General features: G+C 52.4%; 18 protein-coding genes and 1 pseudogene. 8 read left to right on the plus strand and 11 right to left on the minus strand.

The features are described from left to right. Window positions 1-2: 2 nt before the first annotated feature. Window positions 3-1,487, minus strand: a complete 1,485-nt coding sequence (locus tag REH51_RS03880) for a circularly permuted type 2 ATP-grasp protein (protein WP_498936908.1) — start codon at window positions 1,485-1,487, stop codon at window positions 3-5. Between the two features lie 418 nt (window positions 1,488-1,905). Between REH51_RS03880 and REH51_RS03885 the strand changes: the two are divergent. The 3 genes and pseudogenes from REH51_RS03885 to REH51_RS03895 all read left to right on the plus strand — a co-directional run. Then, window positions 1,906-2,790: pseudogene (locus tag REH51_RS03885) on the plus strand (transglutaminase family protein); the annotation flags it as partial. Between the two features lie 136 nt (window positions 2,791-2,926). Next, window positions 2,927-5,332: a circularly permuted type 2 ATP-grasp protein gene (locus REH51_RS03890; RefSeq protein WP_009721575.1), complete on the plus strand. Its 2,406-nt coding sequence runs from the start codon at window positions 2,927-2,929 to the stop codon at window positions 5,330-5,332. Continuing rightward, window positions 5,329-6,198, plus strand: coding sequence for a transglutaminase family protein (locus tag REH51_RS03895; RefSeq protein ID WP_009721574.1), 870 nt, complete (start codon window positions 5,329-5,331; stop codon window positions 6,196-6,198). The genes REH51_RS03890 and REH51_RS03895 overlap by 4 nt, the downstream gene beginning before the upstream one ends. Here REH51_RS03895 and REH51_RS03900 read toward each other — a convergent pair. The 4 genes from REH51_RS03900 to REH51_RS03915 all read right to left on the minus strand — a co-directional run bounded on the left by REH51_RS03900 (window position 6,185) and on the right by REH51_RS03915 (window position 9,864). Next, on the minus strand, window positions 6,185-7,450 hold the full coding sequence (locus tag REH51_RS03900) for a TRAP transporter large permease (protein WP_009721573.1): 1,266 nt from the start codon (window positions 7,448-7,450) through the stop codon (window positions 6,185-6,187). The two genes, REH51_RS03895 and REH51_RS03900, sit on opposite strands and share 14 nt — an antisense overlap. Before the next feature lie 28 nt (window positions 7,451-7,478). Next, on the minus strand, window positions 7,479-8,042 hold the full coding sequence (locus tag REH51_RS03905) for a TRAP transporter small permease (protein ID WP_009721572.1): 564 nt from the start codon (window positions 8,040-8,042) through the stop codon (window positions 7,479-7,481). Window position 8,043: 1 nt separating this feature from the next. Then, the gene (locus REH51_RS03910; RefSeq protein ID WP_009721571.1) at window positions 8,044-9,030 is read right to left on the minus strand and encodes a TRAP transporter substrate-binding protein; all 987 of its coding nucleotides are present in this window, start codon (window positions 9,028-9,030) and stop codon (window positions 8,044-8,046) included. 126 nt (window positions 9,031-9,156) lie between these two features. Further along, entirely contained in the window at window positions 9,157-9,864 is a 708-nt protein-coding gene (locus REH51_RS03915) for a DUF3581 family protein (protein ID WP_498936910.1), read from the minus strand. A gap of 107 nt (window positions 9,865-9,971) precedes the next feature. On the opposite strand from REH51_RS03915, the gene REH51_RS03920 reads away from it, so the two are divergent. After that, on the plus strand, window positions 9,972-12,941 hold the full coding sequence (locus REH51_RS03920) for a translocation/assembly module TamB domain-containing protein (RefSeq protein ID WP_498936912.1): 2,970 nt from the start codon (window positions 9,972-9,974) through the stop codon (window positions 12,939-12,941). Window positions 12,942-13,049: 108 nt separating this feature from the next. Here the strand turns inward: REH51_RS03920 and REH51_RS03925 are convergent, their stop codons facing one another. Next, window positions 13,050-13,766 carry a trimeric intracellular cation channel family protein gene (locus tag REH51_RS03925; RefSeq protein ID WP_009721568.1) on the minus strand — a complete coding sequence of 239 codons (717 nt, stop codon included), beginning with the start codon at window positions 13,764-13,766 and terminating at the stop codon, window positions 13,050-13,052. A gap of 90 nt (window positions 13,767-13,856) precedes the next feature. Next, window positions 13,857-14,300, minus strand: coding sequence for a CopM family metallochaperone (gene copM, locus REH51_RS03930; protein WP_009721567.1), 444 nt, complete (start codon window positions 14,298-14,300; stop codon window positions 13,857-13,859). 139 nt (window positions 14,301-14,439) lie between these two features. Between copM and REH51_RS03935 the strand changes: the two genes are divergently transcribed. The 3 genes from REH51_RS03935 to REH51_RS03945 all read left to right on the plus strand — a co-directional run bounded on the left by REH51_RS03935 (window position 14,440) and on the right by REH51_RS03945 (window position 18,069). Further along, complete coding sequence (locus tag REH51_RS03935; RefSeq protein WP_009721566.1) at window positions 14,440-14,934, plus strand: NfeD family protein; 495 nt, start codon at window positions 14,440-14,442, stop codon at window positions 14,932-14,934. A gap of 14 nt (window positions 14,935-14,948) precedes the next feature. Beyond that, window positions 14,949-15,998 (plus strand): SPFH domain-containing protein, encoded by a 1,050-nt coding sequence (locus REH51_RS03940; RefSeq protein WP_039868519.1) that lies wholly within the window; start codon window positions 14,949-14,951, stop codon window positions 15,996-15,998. 271 nt (window positions 15,999-16,269) lie between these two features. Then, complete coding sequence (locus REH51_RS03945; protein WP_498936914.1) at window positions 16,270-18,069, plus strand: GGDEF domain-containing protein; 1,800 nt, start codon at window positions 16,270-16,272, stop codon at window positions 18,067-18,069. Between the two features lie 19 nt (window positions 18,070-18,088). On the opposite strand, the gene REH51_RS03950 is transcribed toward REH51_RS03945, so the two are convergent. From REH51_RS03950 to REH51_RS03965, 4 genes are all read right to left on the minus strand, one after another. Further along, on the minus strand, window positions 18,089-19,441 hold the full coding sequence (locus tag REH51_RS03950) for a DUF2252 domain-containing protein (RefSeq protein WP_009721563.1): 1,353 nt from the start codon (window positions 19,439-19,441) through the stop codon (window positions 18,089-18,091). An 82-nt stretch (window positions 19,442-19,523) separates the two neighbouring features. After that, on the minus strand, window positions 19,524-19,904 hold the full coding sequence (locus REH51_RS03955; protein WP_009721562.1) for a DUF1294 domain-containing protein: 381 nt from the start codon (window positions 19,902-19,904) through the stop codon (window positions 19,524-19,526). 111 nt (window positions 19,905-20,015) lie between these two features. Next, on the minus strand, window positions 20,016-20,720 hold the full coding sequence (gene bluB, locus REH51_RS03960; RefSeq protein ID WP_498936916.1) for a 5,6-dimethylbenzimidazole synthase: 705 nt from the start codon (window positions 20,718-20,720) through the stop codon (window positions 20,016-20,018). A gap of 178 nt (window positions 20,721-20,898) precedes the next feature. Next, window positions 20,899-21,534, minus strand: a complete 636-nt coding sequence (locus REH51_RS03965) for a glutathione S-transferase family protein (protein ID WP_009721560.1) — start codon at window positions 21,532-21,534, stop codon at window positions 20,899-20,901. A gap of 161 nt (window positions 21,535-21,695) precedes the next feature. Here REH51_RS03965 and REH51_RS03970 point away from each other — a divergent pair, with 161 nt between their 5' ends. Further along, window positions 21,696-22,673, plus strand: a complete 978-nt coding sequence (locus tag REH51_RS03970; RefSeq protein WP_009721559.1) for a helix-turn-helix transcriptional regulator — start codon at window positions 21,696-21,698, stop codon at window positions 22,671-22,673. Window positions 22,674-22,679 lie beyond the last annotated feature (6 nt).

A 22,679-nucleotide genomic window follows, 5' to 3' on the forward strand; every position in this document is an offset into this window, starting at 1 on the left:
CACTAGACTCCTTCCTGCTCAGCGGCAGGCGCCGCGTTCTCATCGGTTTCAACAATCCAGGTATCTTTACTGCCGCCACCTTGAGAAGAGTTCACTACCAATGAGCCCTCCACCAAGGCAACCCGGGTCAAGCCACCGGTGGTCACATGGGTTTCTGGACCGGAAAGAATAAACGGGCGAAGGTCTACGTGACGCGGCTGCGGCAAGCCATTCGCCAACGTGGGGGTGGTGGAAAGTGCCAGGGTAGGCTGAGCCATATAGTTACGGGGATTGGCTTTAATCAACCGAGCAAATTCGTCGCGGGTTTCTTTAGTGGAGCGTGGGCCAATCAGCATGCCATAGCCGCCAGACTCATTCGCTGGCTTCACGACCAATTCATCCAGGTGCTCCAGTACATAGTTGCGATCATCTTCAAACATACACAAATAGCTAGGCACGTTTGGCAGCAACGGCTCTTGGTCGAGATAATAGCGAATGATTTCGGGTACAAAGGCATAAACGACTTTATCGTCGGCGACCCCAGCTCCTGGCGCATTGGCTAACGCCACTTTCCCTGCCCGCCAGGCGCGCATTAGCCCCGCTACCCCAAGCATTGAATCTGGATTAAACGCCTCAGGATCAAGAAATTCGTCGTCTACACGGCGATAAATCACATCAACGCGACGCAGCCCTTCAACCGTGCGCATATAAACCACGTCGTCGTCATCTACCAATAAGTCGCTACCCTGCACGAGCTCAACGCCCATTTGCTGAGCAAGGTAGGCGTGTTCGAAGTAGGCGGAGTTATAGATACCAGGCGTTAGCACCACCACTTGTGGATCATCGCCGGGGCGAGGCGACATCGACGCCAACATGTCATATAGCTGGGCAACGTAATCATCCACGGGAAGGATTTTGCCGGACGCAAATAACTCAGGCAGCACGCGTTTGGTCACGTTGCGGTTTTCAAGCATGTACGAAACCCCAGAGGGAATACGCAAATTATCTTCCAGCACATAAAGCGTGCCATCACCACCACGTACTAAGTCGGATCCGCAAATATGCGCCCAAATGCCATGAGGAGGATTAATACCGACACACTGAGGACGGAAGTTAACCGATTGAGCCAGCACTTCAGCAGGTAACACTTTGTCTTTAATTACTTTTTGATCGTGATAAAGGTCGTCAATAAAAAGATTAAGCGCTTGAACACGTTGCTTTAAACCAGCTTCAGTTTTACGCCATTCACTAGCAGGAATGATTCGCGGCACGATATCAAAGGGCCATGCTCGGTCAATCATGGCGCCCTCTGAATAAACAGTAAACGTAATTCCCATGGTGCGGATGGCAATTTCTGCCGCGGTTTTACGCTCTGCCAACTCTTCCGCACTAAACCTTGCCAACATATTGCACAGCTCATCAGCCGAGGCACGTGGCTTGCCTGGTGCCGCTAGTAACTCATCGTAATAGTCACGGCACGCATAGTTATTCCAATTCACTTGGCTCATGGGCGCTCTCCTGGCGCAATGGGGGAAGCGGCAACTTCCTCTAACGTAGTGCAGGCCGACCCCGCGCAAACTACGCCGTTCTCTTCACATATAAGCACGCAAAATACATACCATCTTTTTCGCTATTTCAACGTTAAAAGGATTCTGTTAACACGCGCCTTACTCAGCTCTTCAACTGAATCGTTACTTTTAGTTTATCTTTTAGAGTTCAACTTAAAACTGAAAACAAAAGCACCAAAACAGTGCGTAAAACTAACACTAATGGTGCATTTTATGTTTTTACTCTTCTTAAACGGCTTAGTGAATTTTGCAGCTGCAAAAAAGCCTAACTACAACGATACTACCGTTACTTATCTCTCTTAACCGAGGCGTCTTAAGGGCGAATCGATTGATATAGACTTACCTTAGAGGGTGGCTTATGCCCATTCGTGTTGCCTTGCACCACCGAACTACTTATCGTTTTGATCGGCCGGTGAACTTGTCACCCCACATTGTTCGTCTGCGCCCTGCACCCCAATGCCGAACGCCTATTGACGATTACTCACTCACCGTTTCTGGAGATGATCACTTCCTCAATTGGCAGCAAGACCCGTTTGGTAACTTTAATGCACGCATCGTATTTCCAGAGCCACGCAACGAACTGATTATCACAGTCAAGCTCATTGCTTCGATGACCGTGATTAATCCATTTGATTTTTTTCTGGAGGAGTACGCACAAAAAACCCCTTTCGCCTACCCCGAAGAATTGAGCAAAGCACTGTGGCTCTACCTTGAAGTCACTGAGTCTGGCCCACGGCTCATGGAGTGGGTTAAAGAGATTCCTAGAGACCCCATTAACAGCGTTGATTTTTTGGTTGCACTTAATCAGCGCCTCAACAGCGACATCAGCTATTTGCTTCGCCTGGAGCCTGGCGTTCAAAGCTGTGAAGAAACATTGGCGCTAGGCAGAGGCTCCTGTCGTGACAGCGCTTGGCTGCTGGTGCAGATTTTTCGCCATTTAGGGCTCGCCGCTCGCTTTGTATCCGGGTATTTGATTCAACTTGCCGCCGATAAAAAAGCCGTGGTTGAGCCAAATAGCAAAGACATTGACAGCACTGATCTACACGCCTGGGCAGAGGTTTTTTTACCTGGAGCAGGCTGGATAGGCCTGGATCCTACCTCGGGCCTGTTTGCTGGCGAGGGGCACATCCCCCTGGCCGCTACCCCCGCTATCGGTAGTGCTGCCGCTATCACGGGGTCCTCGGAAAAGTGCAACACCGAGTTTAATGTGGACATGCACATCAAGCGTATCCACGAAGCCCCATAGGTAAACAGGCTCTTTTGCAACCAGCACCAACATTAACAATGTGACTTTGCGGCGTTTCGGCCAAGCTAATGCTTTCCTATTAAGGCAGGCTGCAGGATAATTCGCTGCTTATTTGCTTAGGACTACAAGGATCATGGTGGCCCCTGTCTCTCCCACGCTACTTGAGTTCGGCTCTGCCGGGCTTGTAGAAGATTACTTTAATCAGCTTGGCGAGGGACAGCCCGGCATTTTCGATGCCATGGTGGACTGTCATGGACGACTACGGCCCGGCTGGGAAAGCCTGTTAGGGTCACTGGAAACACTTGGCCCCGAGGGTCGTCTTCAACAGCAAGAAGAGATTCAGCGACTGCTGGCCGAAAATGGCGTCATCTTTAACATGCACGATGACGCCCGACGCTCATGGCGACTAGACCCTCTTCCCTGGGTCATCGACCACGCCCAGTGGCAAGCTCTCGAACTAGGATTGATCCAACGCAGCCGGCTGCTGAACGCACTCTTTGATGATATTTATGGCGCGCGTAGCCTGTTTGATACGGGTTTATTGCCTACCCAAGCATTACTCGCATCGCCGCATTTATTACTTCCCTGTCACGGTTCACAACCCAGTGACCGTCCGGCAATCAGTTTCCACGGTGTTGATGTCATTCAAGATACGGAAGGACAGTGGCGCGTCATTGGTGACCGCTTACAGGCCCCATCAGGCACAGGCTTCACCCTCGAAAATCGCATTTTAATGGCGCGAGCACTGCCTGAAATGTACCGCAATGCCCCCCTTAAGCGGCTGGCCGGCTTTCTCGACAATTATCACCGCACCCTGACGGCGCTTGCCTATCAACATCGCGACAACCCAAACGTCGTGCTGCTTACCCCTGGACCAAGCAGTCCGCGCTATTTTGAGCACGCGTATCTCGCTAACTATCTCAATATCGACCTTGCCGAGGGACAGGATTTAGTCGTCAGGGATTCACAGCTATGGCTACGTACGTTGGGCGGTTTACAGCCAGTGGATGTGGTATTGCGTCACTGCGACGATGCCTACTGTGACCCACTTGAACTTCGTGGCGACTCTCAGCTAGGCGTCCCCGGTTTACTACAGGCCGCCCGCGCTGGCGGTGTGGCGATGTCAAACGCACTCGGTGTGGGCATCTTGGAGTCATCCGAACTTGCCGATTGTCTGCCCGCCCTTTGCGAGCATTTGCTAGGCGAAAAGCTACTCCTGCCTAGTGCCAATGCCGCCACGCAACCGGCCACGGCGCCGGTATTTGATAGCCAAATGCAGCGTTTGTCGCCCACTACACTGAACTTGCGCTGTTTTATTACTCGCTCAGCGAGCAGTGTAACGACCCGAGGGCAGCAGCTCAGCGACTATCATGTTATGCCTGGCGGGTTAGCCTGGGTTGGAGCACCCGGCTCACCGTCATTAAGCAGCCCTATCGTGAAAGATGTCTGGGTCACAGCCAATACGCCACAGCCCCATGTTAGCCAGCTTCGCCAAGCCCGCGGCCCGGTGGTGGCCACTCGGGACGGCACTGACCTCCCTAGCCGGGTTGCCGAAAGCCTATTTTGGCTGGGTCGCTACGGCGAACGTCTGGACGCCAGAGCACGCTTGCTTCGTGAAGCGCTGATGCGATTAATGGAAGTTGACCAAGACGAGATAGCGGACCAGTTACTTGATGAGTTGCTGATAGCGTTGGAAATCACCACGCTCAAGAAGGATGGTGAAGGTTCCAAACCGCTGCTTGTTGGCTTTGTACAGAAACGCGCGGCGCTGCTCGCGCAGTTTGACGACACAGACTCCCAAGCCTTGCAAGCGCTGTTTAACCAGCTGCTTCGTAACGCTCGTAGCGTACGCGACCACTTAGGGGATGATTCTTGGCGCGTCATTAACCAGCTTCGCCAGCGCGTCAGCTCTTTTAATTCGAGCCTTGGTGCCAGTGCTGCGCGACGCGCCTGTGAAGGGCTTTCCGCACAAATAGCCGCCTTTTTTGGCCTGTGTAATGAAACCATGCCCCACCACTACGGCTGGCGGTTTATGGATATTGGACGCTTTCTAGATCGCGTTTTAGGCCTGCTATCGCTACTCAAATTCACGCTCAACGCGCCTCATACTCCGGGGCTGGCACTCTGGGAAGTAGTGCTGGCCACCACCGATAACTTTACCACTTACCGCAGGCGGTATCGCAGCGAACTGCACCCTGAGGCGATTCTAGATTTACTGCTATTTGATGAAACTAACCCTCGTTCGGTGGGTTACATGCTCAAACGTCTTGAGCGTCAAATGAACCGCTTACCAGGCAGCTCTTCTCCCTACCGTAACGCGGAGCGTCGCCTGTTAATCCAAGCCAATGCGGCGCTACATTTAGCCGATATTGATCGCCTCAATCACCTTACCGATACCCCCGAAGCACAAGAAGCGCTAGCGCAGTTGCTTGATCAACTAATTGAGCCGTTAACGGCACTTTCTGATGCCATCAGCCATAGCCATTTCAGTCATGTCGAGCGGCCACGCCAATTAGTTAGCATGGAGCTTGACGCATGAACTACACACTGCGGCACACCACGCGTTATCACTACAGCGCCCCCGTCACGCTATGCCATAGCGAAGCACGGGTGTTGCCACGCGAAACGCTGCATCAGGAGTGCAGTGTATCCGAGCTAGCCATCAGCCCACTGCCACGGGTTCAAGCAGAACGACGTGATGTATTCGGCAATCGTGTGCTTTATTTTGCGATGGAAGACGTTCACCAGTCCCTGGACGTGACGGTAATAACTCAACTCAATACCCAGCCGCTAGCTCCTCTGCCTGCCTTTTCTCCTGCGTGGGAAAACGTTGCCGAAAAGCTCAACAGCGATAGCCGCTTTGATATGCAGCTATACCGTCTGGACTCACCGTTTATTCGCCGTAACGATGAATTAGCTGCCTTTGCTCGTAGTTGCTTTACACCTGGCCGCCCACTCGTAGAGAGCGCGCTGGCGCTCAACCAACTGATTTACGATACCTTCGAGTACGACCCTAGTTTCACTACGCTGGCGACCCCGTTAAGCGATGTACTGGCTAACCGCCGTGGGGTGTGCCAGGACTTTGCTCACCTAGCGATTGGAGCACTGCGTTCAGTGGGTTTGGCCGCACGCTACGTCAGCGGTTATCTGGAAACTCAGCCGCCTCCCGGCCAGCCACGCTTAGTGGGCGCAGACGCCTCTCATGCTTGGTTAGCCACTTGGATTCCCGACTGGGGCTGGCTGGCACTCGACCCCACCAATGGCACCATCGCTGGCGAACAGCACCCCGTGCTCGCCTGGGGGCGTGACTATGCGGATGTCGCGCCGTTAAAGGGCGTCATGAACGGCGGCGGCGAACATCAGCTAGAGGTAGAAGTGGATGTCATGCCAGTTACCGCTGAATAAGCCCATTAGTTAACCACGGTAACCACGCGAGAAGCACAAGAGTCACTAAGGTCGCCAGCAAAAATGGCAGCAGCGCGCGAAATATTTTCAGCGGGGGCGCGCCAGTCATCGAAGAAGCGATAAACAGCCCGGCCCCCACGGGAGGCGTTAACAAGCCCATCACCAGGGTTAAGCACACCACCACACCAAACTGATAAGGGCTAATAGCGAACTGACTTTGGGCAATGGGCATTAAAATCGGCACCACCAAGATCAGCGCCGCAATGCCATCAATCACCATCCCTACTAATAGCAGTGCGCCAATCACCAGCAGCAAGAACACGAAGGGGTCGCTGGTCAGCGCCGCAATCCACGCAGCAGCCATTTGCGGGAGCTGCTCGTAAATCACCACCCAACCAAACACGCCAGCGGCGGCAATCAGCATAATGACCAACCCAGCATTAATCGCCGTGCGATTCAGCACCTGGGGCAACTGACTTAAACGCAGGTCCCCGTACACAAAGCGACCCATGATTAATGCCGCGAGCGAGGCCAGCGCTGCTGACTCAGTAGGCGTGGCAATGCCCCACAAAATACCGCCAATAATGATCACTGGAATGAGCAGTGCAGGCAGCCCCCAAAGCAGATCATGGAACGCTTGGCGGCGGGAGGGCCACTGCCCTTTGGGGTACTGCTGCACCAAGCCTACCAAGGCAATCACTATAAAAAAGCTTGTCCCCAAGAGCAGCCCAGGCAACAACCCAGCAATAAACATTTCCGCAATCGGGACTTGGGCCATGACGCCAAACAACACAAACAGCATTGAGGGCGGAATAATCGGCGACAGTAATCCACCAGCAGCGGTAATCGCAGCACTGTAGGGTTTATCGTAGCCCTCCTGCTCCATCGCTGGCACCATCGCCCGGGACATAATGGCAATTTGGGAGGCCGCCGAACCAATAATCGCCGCCATCATCATGTTGGCCACTAAATTAATATAAGCAAGGCCACCACGAAATCCACCCACCAAAATGCGCGCTAATGCAATTAACCGGCGAGTTAAACCGCCTTCGTTCATTAACTCGCCCGCCAGCATAAATAACGGAATCGCCAGTAATCCATAGCTTTCAATGGCGCTAAACAGCTGCTGCGGGTAAGAATCAAACAGCACCGTGTTGCCAGACGCCTGGATATACCACATGGCCGTCAACGCCAGCACTAGCGCAATTGGCACGGCACCAAGCAACAGCAGCAAAAAAACAGCAATCGTCATAAACGTACCGCCAGCATGATAAGCAGGATTAACGTCGCGTTGTGGTGGTGGGTTCTTGAGCCGGGGTTCGCCACTGTTTGAGTGACTGGATAAGATTCGCCCAGCCATGCAGGCTAAGAGAAAGTGCAAACCACGGCACAATTAACCACGCCCAGAATTTTTTAACGCCAAGCGTGGAGGTGTTTTCAGCGTAAATAAAATTGAATGTTTGCCCCTGAAAAGCACGGGTATCGAACCCCGCTTGCATAAGCGCAAGGGGCTGATACCAACGCCAGCAAAGCCACGCTAGCAGCAAAGCAAATAGCAGCACCATGGCATCCACCCAGATACCTATCAGTTTCCGGCCGGTTTGCGGCAGCAGATCACTTAGCAGCGTGACTGCTATCCCCTGGCGGCGCTTAAACACCGTGCCGGCAATCAGGAATGTCATCCAGATCATGGCATAAATAGCCAACTCACTGACCCAATAAAGCGGGCTACCCAACGCGCGAAACGCAATATTGGTGAGAATCAAACAGGTCACCGCCGCTGCCAAAGCAGCGGCGGTGACTTCTTCACAGCGGGCAAGCCCCGAAGAAAAACGTTGTAGCATATTACTCGTCACGTAACCGGTCAGCTTCGTCGCGTAACGTTTCTAACATAGGTGCTTTAGGCGCCCAGATGCTTTCCCACTCAGCAATGGCGTCAGAGAAAAACTCAGCATCCGCTTCAACAATGTTGATATCTAAGGCGCGGATTTCTTCTTCTTGAGCGGCGTCCATCTCTTCAAAGCCCACCAGCACGTTTTCGAGATGCTCAGCCATCGCGGTATCAATCAGCTCGCGGTCTTCTTCAGATAGCTCGCGCCATACTCGCCCAGACACGACGCCCACCATAGGGAACATCATATGGTTAGAAATCAGCAGGTTTTCCGCCTGCTCGTAAAATTTCAAAATTAAAATAGAGTCGAAATCCATATCAATGGCATCGACCTGACCGTTAGCCAGCGCGTCATACACTTCTAATAGCGGCATGGGCGCAGGGGCAGCACCTGCGGCCGTATAAAAATCACGGATCGGCTCGAAAGGGGTAATACGCAACCGCTGCCCCTGCAGATCATCGGCACTTTCAATAGGGTCACGGCTGAGCACTTGACGCATGCCTACCATGCCGTAGCCAACGCCAATTAAGCCGACTTCTTCTGGCATTAATTCGAGTAGTTCCCCAGCCGCGTCAGAACGTAGCAGCCGTGCCGCGTGATTAACGTCATCGACCAAGTAAGGCGCGTATAGTGCGCCAAAATCTGGAATACGGTTGGAAATTTCGGCAATCGTCAAGAAAGCCATATCTAACGCACCGGTTTGCAGTTGCTGAACCATCTGCGCTTCATTGCCAAGCTGCTGAGCTGGAAAAACGCTAACGCTATGTTCGCCAGCGGAGCGCTCGTTAAGCGTTTGGGCAAAGGCTTCCGCCTCAGTAGACCATAGGTGCTGTGCAGGCGTGATAAGACCGAGACGAAAATCCTTCGCTTGAGCACTCGTGGCTGAAACGGCGAGCGTGGCTGCTGCGCAGGCAAACGTAAGCGTTTTAATGCGATTCATGCAAAGCCTCTTATATCCAGCGGAAGCGCCAGGGGCGCTTCACGTGTTTTTTAATTGATAGGCTTTGAGAATACCTTAGGGTTAGCGTTAATGGCACCCGCCATTACGCTAACGCTACGACGCAGTTTAGGCCGCTTCGTAAGCCGCTTTTAAGCGGTAGAACTCATCAACAATCGCTGCCATTTCAGTAGCGTCGTACTCACACAGGCCGCTGACCACTAGTTTCTTAGAGCCCACCCCAACCGCTTCTCCATCTGACTCAATAGAGAACTCAAGCAAGGCATCGGCACGCTTGCCCTGAACCTCTAACGACGAGCTCGTTAGGGCTAAGTTGGGCGAAAAACCGTCTAGACGCTCTAAGGAAAACCCCATGCTGTCGTAAATAACCAAGGGGCGTTTAGGGTTAAACATTACCCCATGCTGCTCCATCAAAGGCTTTAAATAGTGGGGAAAATTCTTACCTGAAAACGCCACATAGCAGCGGGAAAAGGCTTCAATAGCTGCTTCATCGTGAGTAACCTCTCCACCACGAGTCACCTGCAGGTAGCACTTGCCTCCTTCATCACAGACATGTAGATCACCATTCTCTTCTTCACTAAACTTGAGAGGTGTGTCAGCTCCCACCATATTGGTGAAGCGAAATTCCATTTGTCGCGACAGCCCAAACTTCACCAGCACCAGCGTAAACAGCAGGTCACCAGGTACGCAAAAACGACGCGCATCTGGATTGTGAATCGGGTTGTAATCGCCGGCCACGCCTTTGGCGAAACGGCTGGGCTGCTCAGCAGAGATCACAACATACTCTCCGCGCTGCGCGTAAAAATCCTTGAACATGGCTTTGCTGCCTGCCTAGCGTTGAAATCGAAAACCCATTACGGTCCTACGACGCGCATAATGCCATAAAACACGCGCCGACAGGAGTCATCTGCAAGGAAGCCCGTATGCCAAACGAGAACCCTAGGTCAAAACGTCTACTCCGTGTCCTGATAATCACGCTATTAAGCGCTTTGGTAGCAGCGTTGGTATGGGCATTTGGCAGCACTTGGCTGCTGAATAGCCAATGGCTAACCAAACGACTTTCTCAGATTGAGGGGGTCGAAGTGCACTGGACAAATGCAAACAGCCTGCACCCTGGGCGCTGGGAAGTAGAGAACCTCTACTTAGCACGTGAAGACGACAGCTTGCCCATCTCCGTTGAAGCCCAGCGTGCAACGCTTTCGCTATCATTATTGGCACTCCTGCGCGGCGAACTTCACATACAGACACTGGATGCGAACGGGCTTCGCCGCTTGACCGTAGGCGATATTGCTCTCGAGGCACAAGGCCAACTGCAGGTGACGGATACCCAACTAAGTCGCGCTGCGTTAGCCGTTCCCAGCGTATCGCTGGATATTAGTCAAGGTCACCTACCCCGCCTTAGCGACCAAGCCTCGTTAGTACAAGATATCCAGCTACGCGCAGATGCCTCCCTAGGCAGTGTTACTACTGAGCAAATTCCCCGTGAGGAGCTCACCGCAGAGCTACTCAGCGCCCTATCTGCACAACTTACCATCGAGGCGCAGGCTGATGCCTGGGACGTATTTATGCCCTACTTAGAAGCGTTGCCCTGGTTGACACTTTATGGCCACGGTAATTTAACGGGGGAACTTAACCTGAGTAGCGGTGTGCTACAGCGTGGCAGCGAGTTAACTCTAAATGCGCCTGAATTGCGCTTATCAGTGAACGAGCAGCGTTTGCAACCCCGCGATACAGACGACCTGCGCTGGTTGATTGCTGAAACACCGCCGGCGCTCCACACCGCCGTTGGTGAAGGCGCTGTGCGCTTGGCGGTAGAAGACGACGAACTCCACTTTTCAACGCAACTAATTAATGTCGTATTGGCGGATACCCACCCTTATGCCATCAATACGCAACTTCGCCTAGCGACCAACATGCCCAATCAGCGCCTAGACCAACTAGACCTTCCTACCGGCGCCTCACTTGAGCTACAGGGCGAAGTCTCTCGCCTGGACATGCTTGATCGCTATCTGGCACACACATTTGATGGCCAAGGGGTTCGGCTTGCTGGTAACGGTCAAATTGAGGCTAGCGTGACGCTACGTGACGCCAAGCCTTATCACGCATCGCTAGCAATTCAGGCACCAACACTTGCGGCTGAGTTGCTTGATTTTACGGCTCAAGGAAGTGGCTCGCTAGCAGCACAACTGTCGACTGAAGAGATCATAGACGCAACGCTCACCTTCACTGACGCCCCCCTTAGCCACCATCAGCAAACGTTGATGGCCGACGCTGCCATCACGCTCAATGCGCTTAGCCCGATTAACCCAGAGCTTGCACAAGAAAACGCCACTGCCCGTCTGACCTGGCAATCTGCTCGCTTCCCCGACATTAGCGTGCTGCAAACTTACCTTAAAGCTGCCTTACCCGATCCTGCCCCATTGCAGCTGCTTAGCGGCCAAGCTACCAGCAGTGGCCAGCTCGACTTCACCACCGAGCAGATGCATGGAGAGATCCATTTAGAAGGAAAGCAATTAGCGACTCGCTGGCAACACTCTGAACAGAACAGCGTACTGGAAAGCGACGCACAGCTTAGATTATCCATTCGCCGAGCGGCTCTGGACGGCACAAGGCTTGATATCAGCGGTTCACGTCTGCGCTGGCAAGTAGCGGATACGCAGTCTACCGGCGAACAATTAGAGAGCATCTTAGTACTCAATGATGGACGTTTTCAGCGTAGCGGCAGTAACGGTGATGAAAGTGGTAATACACCGCTCAGTGGGGAGTTTTCTCTGGAGGGTAGCGTACAGCGGCTTGGGTTCTTAAATATCTTTTTACCTGACGCCCATGGCTTGGCAATTGCGGGTGACGGCCAGCTATTCGCTCAAGGGTCTTTTCGTAATGACCGCCTTCTAGCACCCACCCGCCTTCGGGTGAATGCCAACCAGCTTGAAGTGGCATTTTTAGATTACATCGCTACTGGGCGCGGCGAACTGACTGCCCAACTCGACACGTCTGAGCAGGCCCAGCTTTCGCTAGGTATTCCACACTTTTCACTTATGCGCCTGGACGATGATCGCCCTCATCTGGAAGGCCGCCACTTTGCCCTCACGACCGAAACTGAACGTTTTAGTGACGTCCTAGCGTCACCAGAGCCCGAACACTTCTCTACTCGCATTGCACTGCCTATTACAGAAGTGCCTGACTTCACCCGCTATAACCGCTATTTACCTGAAAATGCTGGAGTTACCTTGTTAGGCGGTCAGGCTAGCTTAACCAGCGAATGGCTGCTGGATGGGCTTACCGCCCAGGGCGACATGACACTGCGTGCGTTTGGTGCCGAGCTAGCGCTACTTGATCAGCAGCTAAAAGGCGATGTTGAACTGCATCTGCAACTCACCGAGGGTGATTTAGAAACGCGACGTTTCAACGCCAATGACTCATTTCTGCGCCTGGAAAACGTCTTTCGGCAAAGCTCGGAAGGTGCACAAGATGCTGGCTGGTGGGTACAACTCACTATGGAAGAAGCGCAACTTGAGTGGGACGACCCAATTCGCTTAACCAGCCAACTGCGCCTTGGCATGCGCGATACAGGCTTGCTAGCAAGACTCTTTTTAGCCCGCGCCAGACAAAGCGAGTGGTTGGGACGGTTATTGAACGTGCATGACATCAACGGTAGCGCACAGCTGCAGATCAATGGCGAGCGCATTCGCTTGCACGACCTAACGCTTACCGGCGGCCAGCTTCTGCTGCTTTCCGATGTAACCTTGGCTGAAAAAAGCGCCAATGGCGCGCTCTATGCACACCTTGGCGCACTGGGTATAGGCGTAGAGCTGATCGACAGCGAACCCACGTTGAAGGTATTGCAACCAAGGCGCTGGTTTGATCGCTGGCGAGAAGCAAATGCATTTTAAAAGAGATTTAAAAGAGAGAAGGTAACGACGAAGGAAGAGACGAAATAGAAAAAAGAGACGGATACGCCTTCCTTTAGTTAGCAACATCGCCAAAGGAAGGCTGCCGGGCTAATGTTTTTTACGCTCCCTTCGAATCATCCGCACCCGCTCTTTGGCTTTCTGAGGGGTTGATAGTGGTGCTGCAGTTTCGTCATGCGTTTTCGGTGGTAGCGTAACCCAGGCAAATACCGGTAGCGCCAGGTGCCAGTGAATCGCCGCTAGGCGCAACCCAAGCGTCACTATTAAGGCGGCTGCAATCGCAACCGTTAGTGGCGCCTCTAACGCATCGAACGCCACATACACAATGCCACCCGCCAAAGCCGCTGTTGCGTAAATCTCTTCACGAAGCACCATGGGTACCCGCTGGGCTAGCACATCACGAATCATGCCACCCGCCACGCCTGTCATCATACCCATTAACACCGCCACAACGCCTGAGGTACCCAGCAGCAGTGCTTTATGAGTGCCTATGACAGTGAATAGTGCCAACCCAAACGCATCGGCAACGGGTAGAAAACCCCGAGAAAGGCGATGAATATAGTGAAATCCCACCAAAGACACGCCCACTGTGGCTAATATCACCCACAAATAGGTCGGATCCGTCACCCAGAATACTGGGCGAACGCCAAGTACCAAATCCCTAAGTGTGCCGCCGCCAATGCCGGTCACCGCCGCCAGCACCAGCATACCGAAAGGATCCATTCGCGAACGACAGGCCAAAATCACACCTGACAAGGCAAATACAATGACACCCGCCATATCCAACCAGTAAATCACACCCGACACGCGACTCTCCTTGGAGACATGCTTAATGAGGCGAGCAGGATAGCACTCCTGTGAATACTCGGGTCATCGCGAAGGTGATGAAATCTCTAATTAGTGGTCGTGCTGCTCCAACCACTCACGCAGGAAAGCAATTTCGCTCTCTTGAGCAGCGATAATGTCCTCAGCCAGTTGGCGAATCTCAAGGTCTTCACCGTACTCCAACACAATTTCTGCCATGGCAATGGCGCCTTCATGATGGGGAATCATTCCTTTAGCAAAATCCACATCGGGGTTACCCGTAAATGACATGGCCATATCTTCATGCATACGATCATTGGCAGCTTGATAAGCTGCGATGGCAGGGTTATCACCCTGCGAATGATCCGAGGCACTATGGTGACCATGGGTATCTTGGTGGTTATGACTGCCATGATGATCAGCCAAAAGGGCGGGAGACGTCATCAAACCCGCCACAGCGCAAGCACTCACTGCTACTTTTAAAGGACTAAATAGCCGCGCATTAGCTAACTTAAATTTTACATAATCGAGCAGCATAGCAACTCTCCTGACGAGTGATAAAAGCATGAAACCGCAAGATTTAAAGTTTAAAACCTATATGCAGCACACAGGTCAATACGCGTCGAGTAGGTTACTCTAGTGGACAGCTTCATTCATAGACTGCATAGGAGCACACATGGACTGGAACCCTGCTTATACTTGGCTGGTGATTGCCCTATTGCTAAGTCTCGCAGAACTGACGTCAGGCGCAATGTTATTGCTTGCGCTGGGAATCGCTGCGGCACTGACCGCTGCGGTAACTGCACTGGGGTTATCGCTGCCTTGGCAGTTGCTCAGCATGGGAGTTTTTGCGGGTATTTTAGTGCCTTTAGGCGTTGTGGTAATTCGCCCGCGCTTTTCACCAAGAGGCGTTGCCTACGGCACAACCGGCACAGGCGTTGAAAAAGGCAACCATTACAAAACACTGACACGCGATTTTGACAACGCAACCGGCATTAAGGTGAACGGTGATTTCTATCGTTTACGTGTCATTGAGAGCGGTGATACTAAGCTGCCGCCAGGAACCCTAGTCATCTTTAAACGCTTTGAAGGTACAACGGCCTTAGTGACGCTGACACCTTCATCAGACGTTAGCCCCCAGGATGCAACTTCCCAACGCAAGGAGCCATAAGCATGAATAACCTGATGGATTTATCGATTAGCCCAGGCCTACTCATCAGCCTGATTATTGTTGTCATTGGCGTGCTCATCATCTCAAAAGGATTGGTCATTGTTCGCCAGTCAGAAGTGATGGTGATTGAGCGTCTAGGATCGTTTCACCGCGTGCTTGAAAGCGGCATCAATATCATTATTCCTTTTATTGAGCAGCCACGCGCGATCACAATGCTGCGCTATCGCAAGATGGGCGAAGATTACACCGCGATTACCAGCGATGAAATCCGCATTGATCGCCGTGAAACAGTCATGGACTTTCCTGGCCAACCGGTTGTCACCACGGATAACGTCACCGTGAGAATCAACGGCGCTCTTTACTATCAGATTATCGACCCCAAGCGAGCTGTCTATGAAGTAGAGAATATGAGCCAAGCAGTCGAGGTTCTGGCAAAAACCACGCTTCGCTCAGTGGTCGGCAAGATGGAACTAGATAAACTGTTTGAGTCTCGTGCCGAGGTTAACAATGAAATCCAGGCAGCGATGGAAGAGCCCGCTTCCAAGTGGGGTGTCAAAATCTCTCGGGTAGAGGTGCAGGATATCGCCATGCCGGAAGAGGTGGAATCTGCGATGCGCCTGCAAATGGCCGCTGAACGTAAACGCCGCGCGACGGTAACAGAAGCAGAAGGTGAAAAATCTGCGGCCATTGCGATGGCTCAAGGGCAGCGCGAGTCGGCCATTCTTAACGCCCAGGGCGATAAAGAATCAGCGATTTTACGCGCCCAAGGTGAGCAGGAATCCATCAAACTCGTGCTTAGCGCCATCGGTGACAGCGAAGAGAACAAGCGCACGGTGGTGGGCTACCTACTTGGCCAAAGCTACATCAAAGGGCTGCCCAACATGGCGAAAGACGGTGAGCGTGTATTCGTGCCTTACGAGTCCTCTGCCCTGCTGGGGTCAATGGGTATGTTCCGTGAAATGGCGGGTTCACCTGAAGACACTGTCGCTAATCATCTAAAAAACCGCAACAGCAGTGAGGGCGGCTTTCGCAGTGGCATCGTCGGCGGTGCAACAGCCTCTTAAAAAGCACTATTTCAATAATACAGCGCTAAGTGCTATTACTAGTAGCTGCGCAAAGCCTGCCAGGGCTGGTCCAAGAGAGGCCCAGCCCTTCCCCTCACCTCCCGCGTAACGTTTTTTAACGTTGAAGTAACTGCCATTATCCTGGGCTTGTTTTTAGTTAAACTGGTGGCTGGCTTTGATGTTTGCATCATGCGCGCCTCAATCAATCAGTGGGCTTGGATTGAAGCACTTATCAGCAGAAGGATCGTAATCAGGAGATTAGACGTTCATCATGCTGCCTCGTTGGCTTGCCATACGTCATTTCACCCAGTTGCTCCTAATACTGGCCACGCTTGTAATGTTTCCAAGTGGGCTTTTCGCTGCCTCCCCGCCACAACCACTGCAAAATTGGGAATATCGCTGGGGCGATTCTCCTCAGGCTTCTACTAGCCATCCACTTTGGCTGCAAAGCAATACAACAGAGTGGCAAACCATTGACTCTCCCTCCAATCCGCCTGGCCGTGAGGGGCACGAGCATCTCTGGTTACGCACAACACTGCCCGCCGGTGACTGGAACGACCCAGTTCTTTTTATCACCAGCATTAATCTTATCGGACAAGTTTATCTGGGTGACCAACTCATCTATCAATACGGAGAGTTTGACGATCAGGGCAAAGGAGATTTTGCTGGTTGGCCCTGGCATATGATCGACTTACCCGAAAATGCCGCCGGACAACAACTCACCTTTCGGCTCTATTCGTACTACACCAGTATTGGCCTATGGGGCCAAGTGCAAGTGATGGAGCGTATTGACGTACTGAAGCAAGTTATTCATGACTCCGCTCAGGACCTGGGCGTGAGCGCACTGGTATTGGTGCTAGCGATCCTGGCTAGCATTTTCGCGTTGATAGGCCCGCAGCGCCAAGGCTTCGGTGCCATTGCACTATTTGCCTATGCTTCGGGACTGATGTTGCTTGCTGAAACCCCTGCTCGCCAGCTAATTTCAGATGGCGCTTTGGGTTGGGACATGTTGCGGGCTGGAAGTTACTATCCCCTGCCAGTGGCATTGGGGTTGTTGCTCAGCGACTGGTTAGAAGGCACTGCGAAACGTTGGATAACACGATTATGGGTTATCCACTTGATGTATCTCGTTTTTGCCATGGGCTTGGTGCAGTTTGGTGTGATCAGCCTTTCACTCACCTTTCCTATCTTTGACGTACTGCTAGCTATCACACTTCCCATGATGCTGGTGCTAGCACTCATGCGCTTTCAACGGTTAACGCTCGAACAGCGGCTACTGGTAGTGAGCTTTATGTTTTATGCACCATTGTTGTTAGCCGATATGATTGTTGCCCACGGCTTTGTGACCTGGCGCAGCGTGCCATTGAGCTATGGTTCGTTAGCTTTCGCAGTCGCGAACGCTGCTATTTTTCTGTGGCACTATCGCCATACTCAACAACAGCTTGCTCTAGCGAATGAAACCCTTGAGCAACAGGTGGCGTCCCGGACAGCTGATCTCGACCGACTCGTTGAGGAGTTAGATGGCTTATCACGCAAAGATCCATTAACGGGCCTGCATAATCCCCGCCACTTCGACACAGCATTTGAGCACCAATGTCAGCGAGTACTACAACATGCCAGCCACCTTTCTGTGCTCATGTTGGATGTGGACTATTTCAAACAGATCAACGACGATTTTGGTCATGATGCAGGAGACGCTGTACTGGTGGACATCGCAGGGCTGCTGCGTCACCACCTACGTGATCTCGACGTCATCTGTCGTTTTGGTGGTGAGGAGTTTGTTGCTTTGCTGCCTGCCACATCGCAAATTGCTGCCGAGTCCAGGGCAAAAGCGCTGCTAATATCTATTTCCCAACAGGCATTTGCCCATCAGGATACTCCGCTACGGCGAATCACGCTTTCCTGTGGGGTGGCTACCTATCCTGATCACACTCAAGATCCTAAGAAGCTGCTACGACTTGCCGACGAGGCGCTTTATCAAGCAAAACACAGCGGACGAAACCGCTGTGTTGTTTGGGAAGACTCTCTTGAGGATCAAGGCTTTTTGTTCAGCAAACAGCAGACACTATGAACGTTAGTGGCGCGGCCTATTAAGCGGAATCCGTCGCCAAAAAGTGCTCCACGAACACTTGGTAGTCTTGAAAAACGCAGTCGGCATACGCAATTGCAAGGGTCGACACCACCTCAATAAACTGCGTTTCGCGACCTTCTAAACGCTGACATACCGCGTTGGCAAATGGCGCTGAATGACCTCGGTGAAGCGCCTGGGCACCGCGAAGATGTTCACGTGCCAGAATTTCACCCCATTGGCGCGCCAGCTTGCGGTAGGACTTACCCCCTGAAAGCTTGTGAGTAGGCACGTCTTTTTTGAACGGAGAGCGCTCTCGGACCGAAAACACTTTGCCGTTTATGGCCAGCCAGCCCAAGTAGGCGTCCGGATGTTCGGCAATGGCATGAAACGCCGCCGCATGACGGATGCCTTCATTAGGAAATAACTTTCGCCACGCCTGCTGTTGGGTTTTATTCATTAAGCCGTAAGCTTCCGGCGTTACTTGTTCTTTAACATCTAATATAACGTCATCGTGTTCATGATCCGCCCCACCCTCAATCAATACGTAGTAACGCTCGACACCTAATGAGCCCGTTCCCGCATCCAGGCGTCGGGCGGTATCTTTTACACGAAAGTGCTTTGGGTCATTCTCTTTTATCGGATGCTGTAGCGTCTGTTGATACTCTTGCTCAATCAAACGGCGCAGCTGGCTGGCGACATCTGCTGGTAAATTCGCTAGCTTCCCAGGTCGCTCAGCGAACATACGCCCTTTCTGACTATCGAGGGTTGTCCATTTTTCCAGCATACGCGCCCGACTCTGCTTATCGGCGACTTTGCCCATGAAAGGCTTGAGTGGGCCTTTGGCGCTATCCAAAGTCACCGCATCAATGAACAGTTCTTTAGTATGAGCATCTTTTGCATGAGCTTCTTGGGTATAACCCGCTAGCGTATGAATGTAACCCTCTAACAGCTTTTTCAGCGCTTTATCAGTCGCTTTAGAACTTAACGCTGCGTTTTCACGGCTATCCAACACCACACTGATCGCTAGCCGCCATACATCGTATTGATAGTCGCCGATCAATGCGTCGTCGAAGTCATCCATGCCGTAGCGCACTTGGTCATCGTGGTGACCATAAGCACCAAAGTTATAAACGTGCGCATCGCCTTGGAGCCACGTTTGGGTATTAGGCCATCCGCCGAATAGCGCAAAACGCCAGTCGTGCCAAACGTCTTGCCAATACAAGTGATTAGTTCCACGGAAAAATCGGTAGGGAGACGCGGCCATCTTGGCGTACTTTGCTTGGCGGTGCGCTGCATTTAGCGGCGCATTCACCTGCTGAATCGCCTCAATCACCTGCTGTGGGCGGTTATGCCCGGTTAGTGCATGGCTCATGGCGTTGCCTTTATCAGTGCGTAACAAGCATTCTGCTATATAGCCTAGGAGATAAACGTTAAGAGATTAAGTCATTTGAAAATTATGCCCATATCCAACTAGCAAGCGCGGTCAGATTGAGCAGCACCGTCATCCAAAATATACGCCTGAAGGCACGCTTTTGTGTTTTGTGGCGAAGCCATTGCTGTGCAACCATTGCCCCGGGCCAGCCGCCCAATAGTGACAACACATGCAAGGTATTTTCGGAAATCCGCTGCGCGTTTTTTTGTGCAGCGGATTTATCTACCGCATAAGTAAGACATGTCACCACACTGACCGCTAGGTAGATGAACAGCAACCACATAGGTAGCTTTTCGATGACGACCGCGACGGCCAGTAGCGCAAAAAATGTCAGCGTTATGACTAGTGACCGCCCCACAGTGCCTTTCACGTGCCGAGGTGCGCTAGCCTTTCTATTCAACATGATGGTTTTGCTCCTCTCCTTGAGCCTCGATTATTCTGTTGATGAGCCCCCATCACAACGACAGCAAATCAACGCAGACACTCACGAACGCCCCACCGCTCAAAAGCTCGGCTATTCGTGTTCTTGCAAAGCAGCTAAAAGCGGGCTTTCTGCCAACGACCCGCCCCAGCCATCGCTGTGCACCAACTCATTTAATGAAAGCCGGGAGCGCCAGCCTTTTGCTTCCAGCTCTGGCTGATCTAAAAACTCACTGACATAACCAAGGCAAAGATAAGCCAACGGATAAACATGTTCAGGCAACTTCAACGCCGTGCCTAGCTGATCTTGGTCAAGAATACTTCCCCAGCCAACGCCAATGCCTTCTGCCCGTGCCGCTAGCCAGAGGTTTTGCACGGCTAAACACGTGCTGAAAAGGTCGGTATCCACAATGCTATTGCGCCCTAGCACATGGGGGCCGCCTCGGCTACGGTCACAAGTAATGCAGAGATTAATCGGACTTTCCAAAATGCCTTGTAGTTTCAAGCCTTGGTAGCGCTCCTTGCGTTCTCCCTCAAACCGCTCGGCGGCTTTTTGGTTTTCTTGCTCGAACATCGCCACTATCGACGCTCTAACCTCGCGGCTTTTGATCACAACAAAATCCCAGGGCTGCATAAACCCTACTGAAGGTGCGTGGTGGGCAGCCTTTAGCAGTCTTGCTAAAATCTCGGGGGCAATGGGATCAGGTAAGAACTGTGAGCGCACATCGCGCCGCTCATAAATGGCGCGGTATAGCCCGTGCTTTTCAGCGTCTGAAAAGTGGTGGCTTGGAGTACTCATTGGGTGTAAGGCCTTTGATAATACAAATATAAGTGCAGCCTACCCCAGAACGTTGCTGCGTTCATGAATAGAGCAGCAACAGAGTTAGATTCCAAGCAGCGGTGAGTCGAGTGATCTGGACCTGCTAACGCCCCAGCCCGCTAATACCACCGACCAGGGCGATGACACAGGATGATCGCTAGAATGAAACAGGCTTCATTTTCGTAGCCAGCTCGTCATCTATTGCATTCGCACGTTTGGCGGCGGGCCTGCTTTCAGTGCGCTCTATGTATTCTTTGAACACCTCTTTTGGCGGAATGTTTTTCTGCATTATTTCCCACCATAGGTAGCTGCTGAGCAAGATATCCGCTGCGGTGAATTGATCGCCACAAATATACGGCGTTTTTTCCAGCGCCCTTTCCAGAGTATTAATACTGTCTTCTAGGCGGCCACAGCCAACGGCCTGGGCGTTACTGTCATCAATTTTCCACCCATAGGCCATTGCACTGGTGGCCATCTCAAAGGGACCGGCCATGAAAAACAGCCAGCGACAGTAAGCACCGCGTGCAGGGGATTCCAACGGCGGAGCCAGCTTTTTATCTGGAAACTGATCTGCTAGATAAGCCAAGATGGCCGCGACCTCGGTGACGACAGTGTTGCCGTGCTTGATCGCCGGTATTTTACCCATGGGATTAATGGCTAAGTACTCCGGACTTTTCATCTCAGCGCCGTACTCCATGGCCTTTGTCACGTAGGAAATACCTAGCTCTTCTAGCATCCAGCGCACCACACGGCCGCGGGACATAGGGTGAGTGTAAAAAATTAGTTCTGACATGCTGATCTCCTTTTTCAGTCAATGCTTCAGATGACGTGAGTTACTGCGAGATCAGGTTAATTTGTAAATAGGTGAGAACTTGTCCTATATAAACGCAATAATTTAATTCGTCTGCAATGCTTGAGTTCAGGCTTCAAAACTCGTTCCAGGAGGAAGGCCGCATGGCGAACCCCACAACACGCGTGCTTGCTGTGCTTGAATTATTGCAGACCCATGGACAGATGGGCAGTGCCGAACTAGCAGAGCGCCTCGGCGTCGACCGACGCACCATCCGTCGTTACATGACACTGCTGGAAGACATGGGCGTGCCGATTTTGACCGAGCAAGGACGTTACGGCGGCTACCGGTTAGTGGCTGGGTTTAAGCTCCCACCGATGATGTTTACCGACGAAGAGACCCTCGCTATATCCCTGGGGTTGCTAGCCGCCCACCAGCTTGGCCTTACGGAAGCAGCTCCCGCCATTGCCAGTGCTCAGGCGAAACTTGAGCGAGTGATGCCCGCCAACCTTAAAAGCCGCATGCGGGGTGTTAGTGATACCACTCGGGTAATTCTACCCCGTGGTGCACCCAGCCTTGATAACCGAGCTCTTGAAACGCTGACCAAAGCCACAGAAACCATGCGAACGGTGGGGCTTATCTACCACTCTCCACAGCAGGGACCGATAGCGCGTAGAATTGACCCCTACGGCCTAGTTTTTCAGTTGGGACGCTGGTATGTCGCTGGCTTATGTCATTTGCGGGGGGCTATGCGGTCCTTTCGTCTGGATCGTATCAGCGATGTTCACCTTCAGTGCGATACATTTATGCGCCCAGCCAATTTCGATGCGGCGGATTTTTTGAGTGAAAGCTTTTCGTCCTGGAGCCAACCCTATGAGGTGTCGCTAATACTCCACACCGATCTCAACACCGCTAATGCCGTATTCGGTTTCCAGGCTCTTTGTGCAAGCCCCCACGAACAGGTGGAAGGCGGGCTGCTAATCAATACCCAAACCGACAGTTTCGAGTGGCTTGCCAGTTGGCTGGCACAGCTCCCATTTCGGTTCACCGTACTGAAGCCAACGGCGTTGAAGGATGCCTTGCGTGAACGAGCCAATGATTTACTGGCAAGTTGTGGGAACTCTGTTAGCGACGCTAGTTAATAGCGA

This window comes from Halomonas bluephagenesis (genome assembly GCF_054790765.1).

Excerpts from the sequence above, each read along its gene's own strand:
- REH51_RS03880 (WP_498936908.1), bottom strand. The coding sequence starts at position 1,487 with ATGAGCCAAGTGAATTGGAATAACTATGCGTGCCGTGACTATTACGAT.
- REH51_RS03890 (WP_009721575.1), top strand. The coding sequence starts at position 2,927 with ATGGTGGCCCCTGTCTCTCCCACGCTACTTGAGTTCGGCTCTGCCGGG.
- REH51_RS03895 (WP_009721574.1), top strand. The coding sequence starts at position 5,329 with ATGAACTACACACTGCGGCACACCACGCGTTATCACTACAGCGCCCCC.
- REH51_RS03900 (WP_009721573.1), bottom strand. The coding sequence starts at position 7,450 with ATGACGATTGCTGTTTTTTTGCTGCTGTTGCTTGGTGCCGTGCCAATT.
- REH51_RS03905 (WP_009721572.1), bottom strand. The coding sequence starts at position 8,042 with ATGCTACAACGTTTTTCTTCGGGGCTTGCCCGCTGTGAAGAAGTCACC.
- REH51_RS03910 (WP_009721571.1), bottom strand. The coding sequence starts at position 9,030 with ATGAATCGCATTAAAACGCTTACGTTTGCCTGCGCAGCAGCCACGCTC.
- REH51_RS03915 (WP_498936910.1), bottom strand. The coding sequence starts at position 9,864 with ATGTTCAAGGATTTTTACGCGCAGCGCGGAGAGTATGTTGTGATCTCT.
- REH51_RS03920 (WP_498936912.1), top strand. The coding sequence starts at position 9,972 with ATGCCAAACGAGAACCCTAGGTCAAAACGTCTACTCCGTGTCCTGATA.
- copM (WP_009721567.1), bottom strand. The coding sequence starts at position 14,300 with ATGCTGCTCGATTATGTAAAATTTAAGTTAGCTAATGCGCGGCTATTT.
- REH51_RS03935 (WP_009721566.1), top strand. The coding sequence starts at position 14,440 with ATGGACTGGAACCCTGCTTATACTTGGCTGGTGATTGCCCTATTGCTA.
- REH51_RS03940 (WP_039868519.1), top strand. The coding sequence starts at position 14,949 with ATGGATTTATCGATTAGCCCAGGCCTACTCATCAGCCTGATTATTGTT.
- REH51_RS03945 (WP_498936914.1), top strand. The coding sequence starts at position 16,270 with ATGCTGCCTCGTTGGCTTGCCATACGTCATTTCACCCAGTTGCTCCTA.
- REH51_RS03950 (WP_009721563.1), bottom strand. The coding sequence starts at position 19,441 with ATGAGCCATGCACTAACCGGGCATAACCGCCCACAGCAGGTGATTGAG.
- REH51_RS03955 (WP_009721562.1), bottom strand. The coding sequence starts at position 19,904 with ATGTTGAATAGAAAGGCTAGCGCACCTCGGCACGTGAAAGGCACTGTG.
- bluB (WP_498936916.1), bottom strand. The coding sequence starts at position 20,720 with ATGAGTACTCCAAGCCACCACTTTTCAGACGCTGAAAAGCACGGGCTA.
- REH51_RS03965 (WP_009721560.1), bottom strand. The coding sequence starts at position 21,534 with ATGTCAGAACTAATTTTTTACACTCACCCTATGTCCCGCGGCCGTGTG.
- REH51_RS03970 (WP_009721559.1), top strand. The coding sequence starts at position 21,696 with ATGGCGAACCCCACAACACGCGTGCTTGCTGTGCTTGAATTATTGCAG.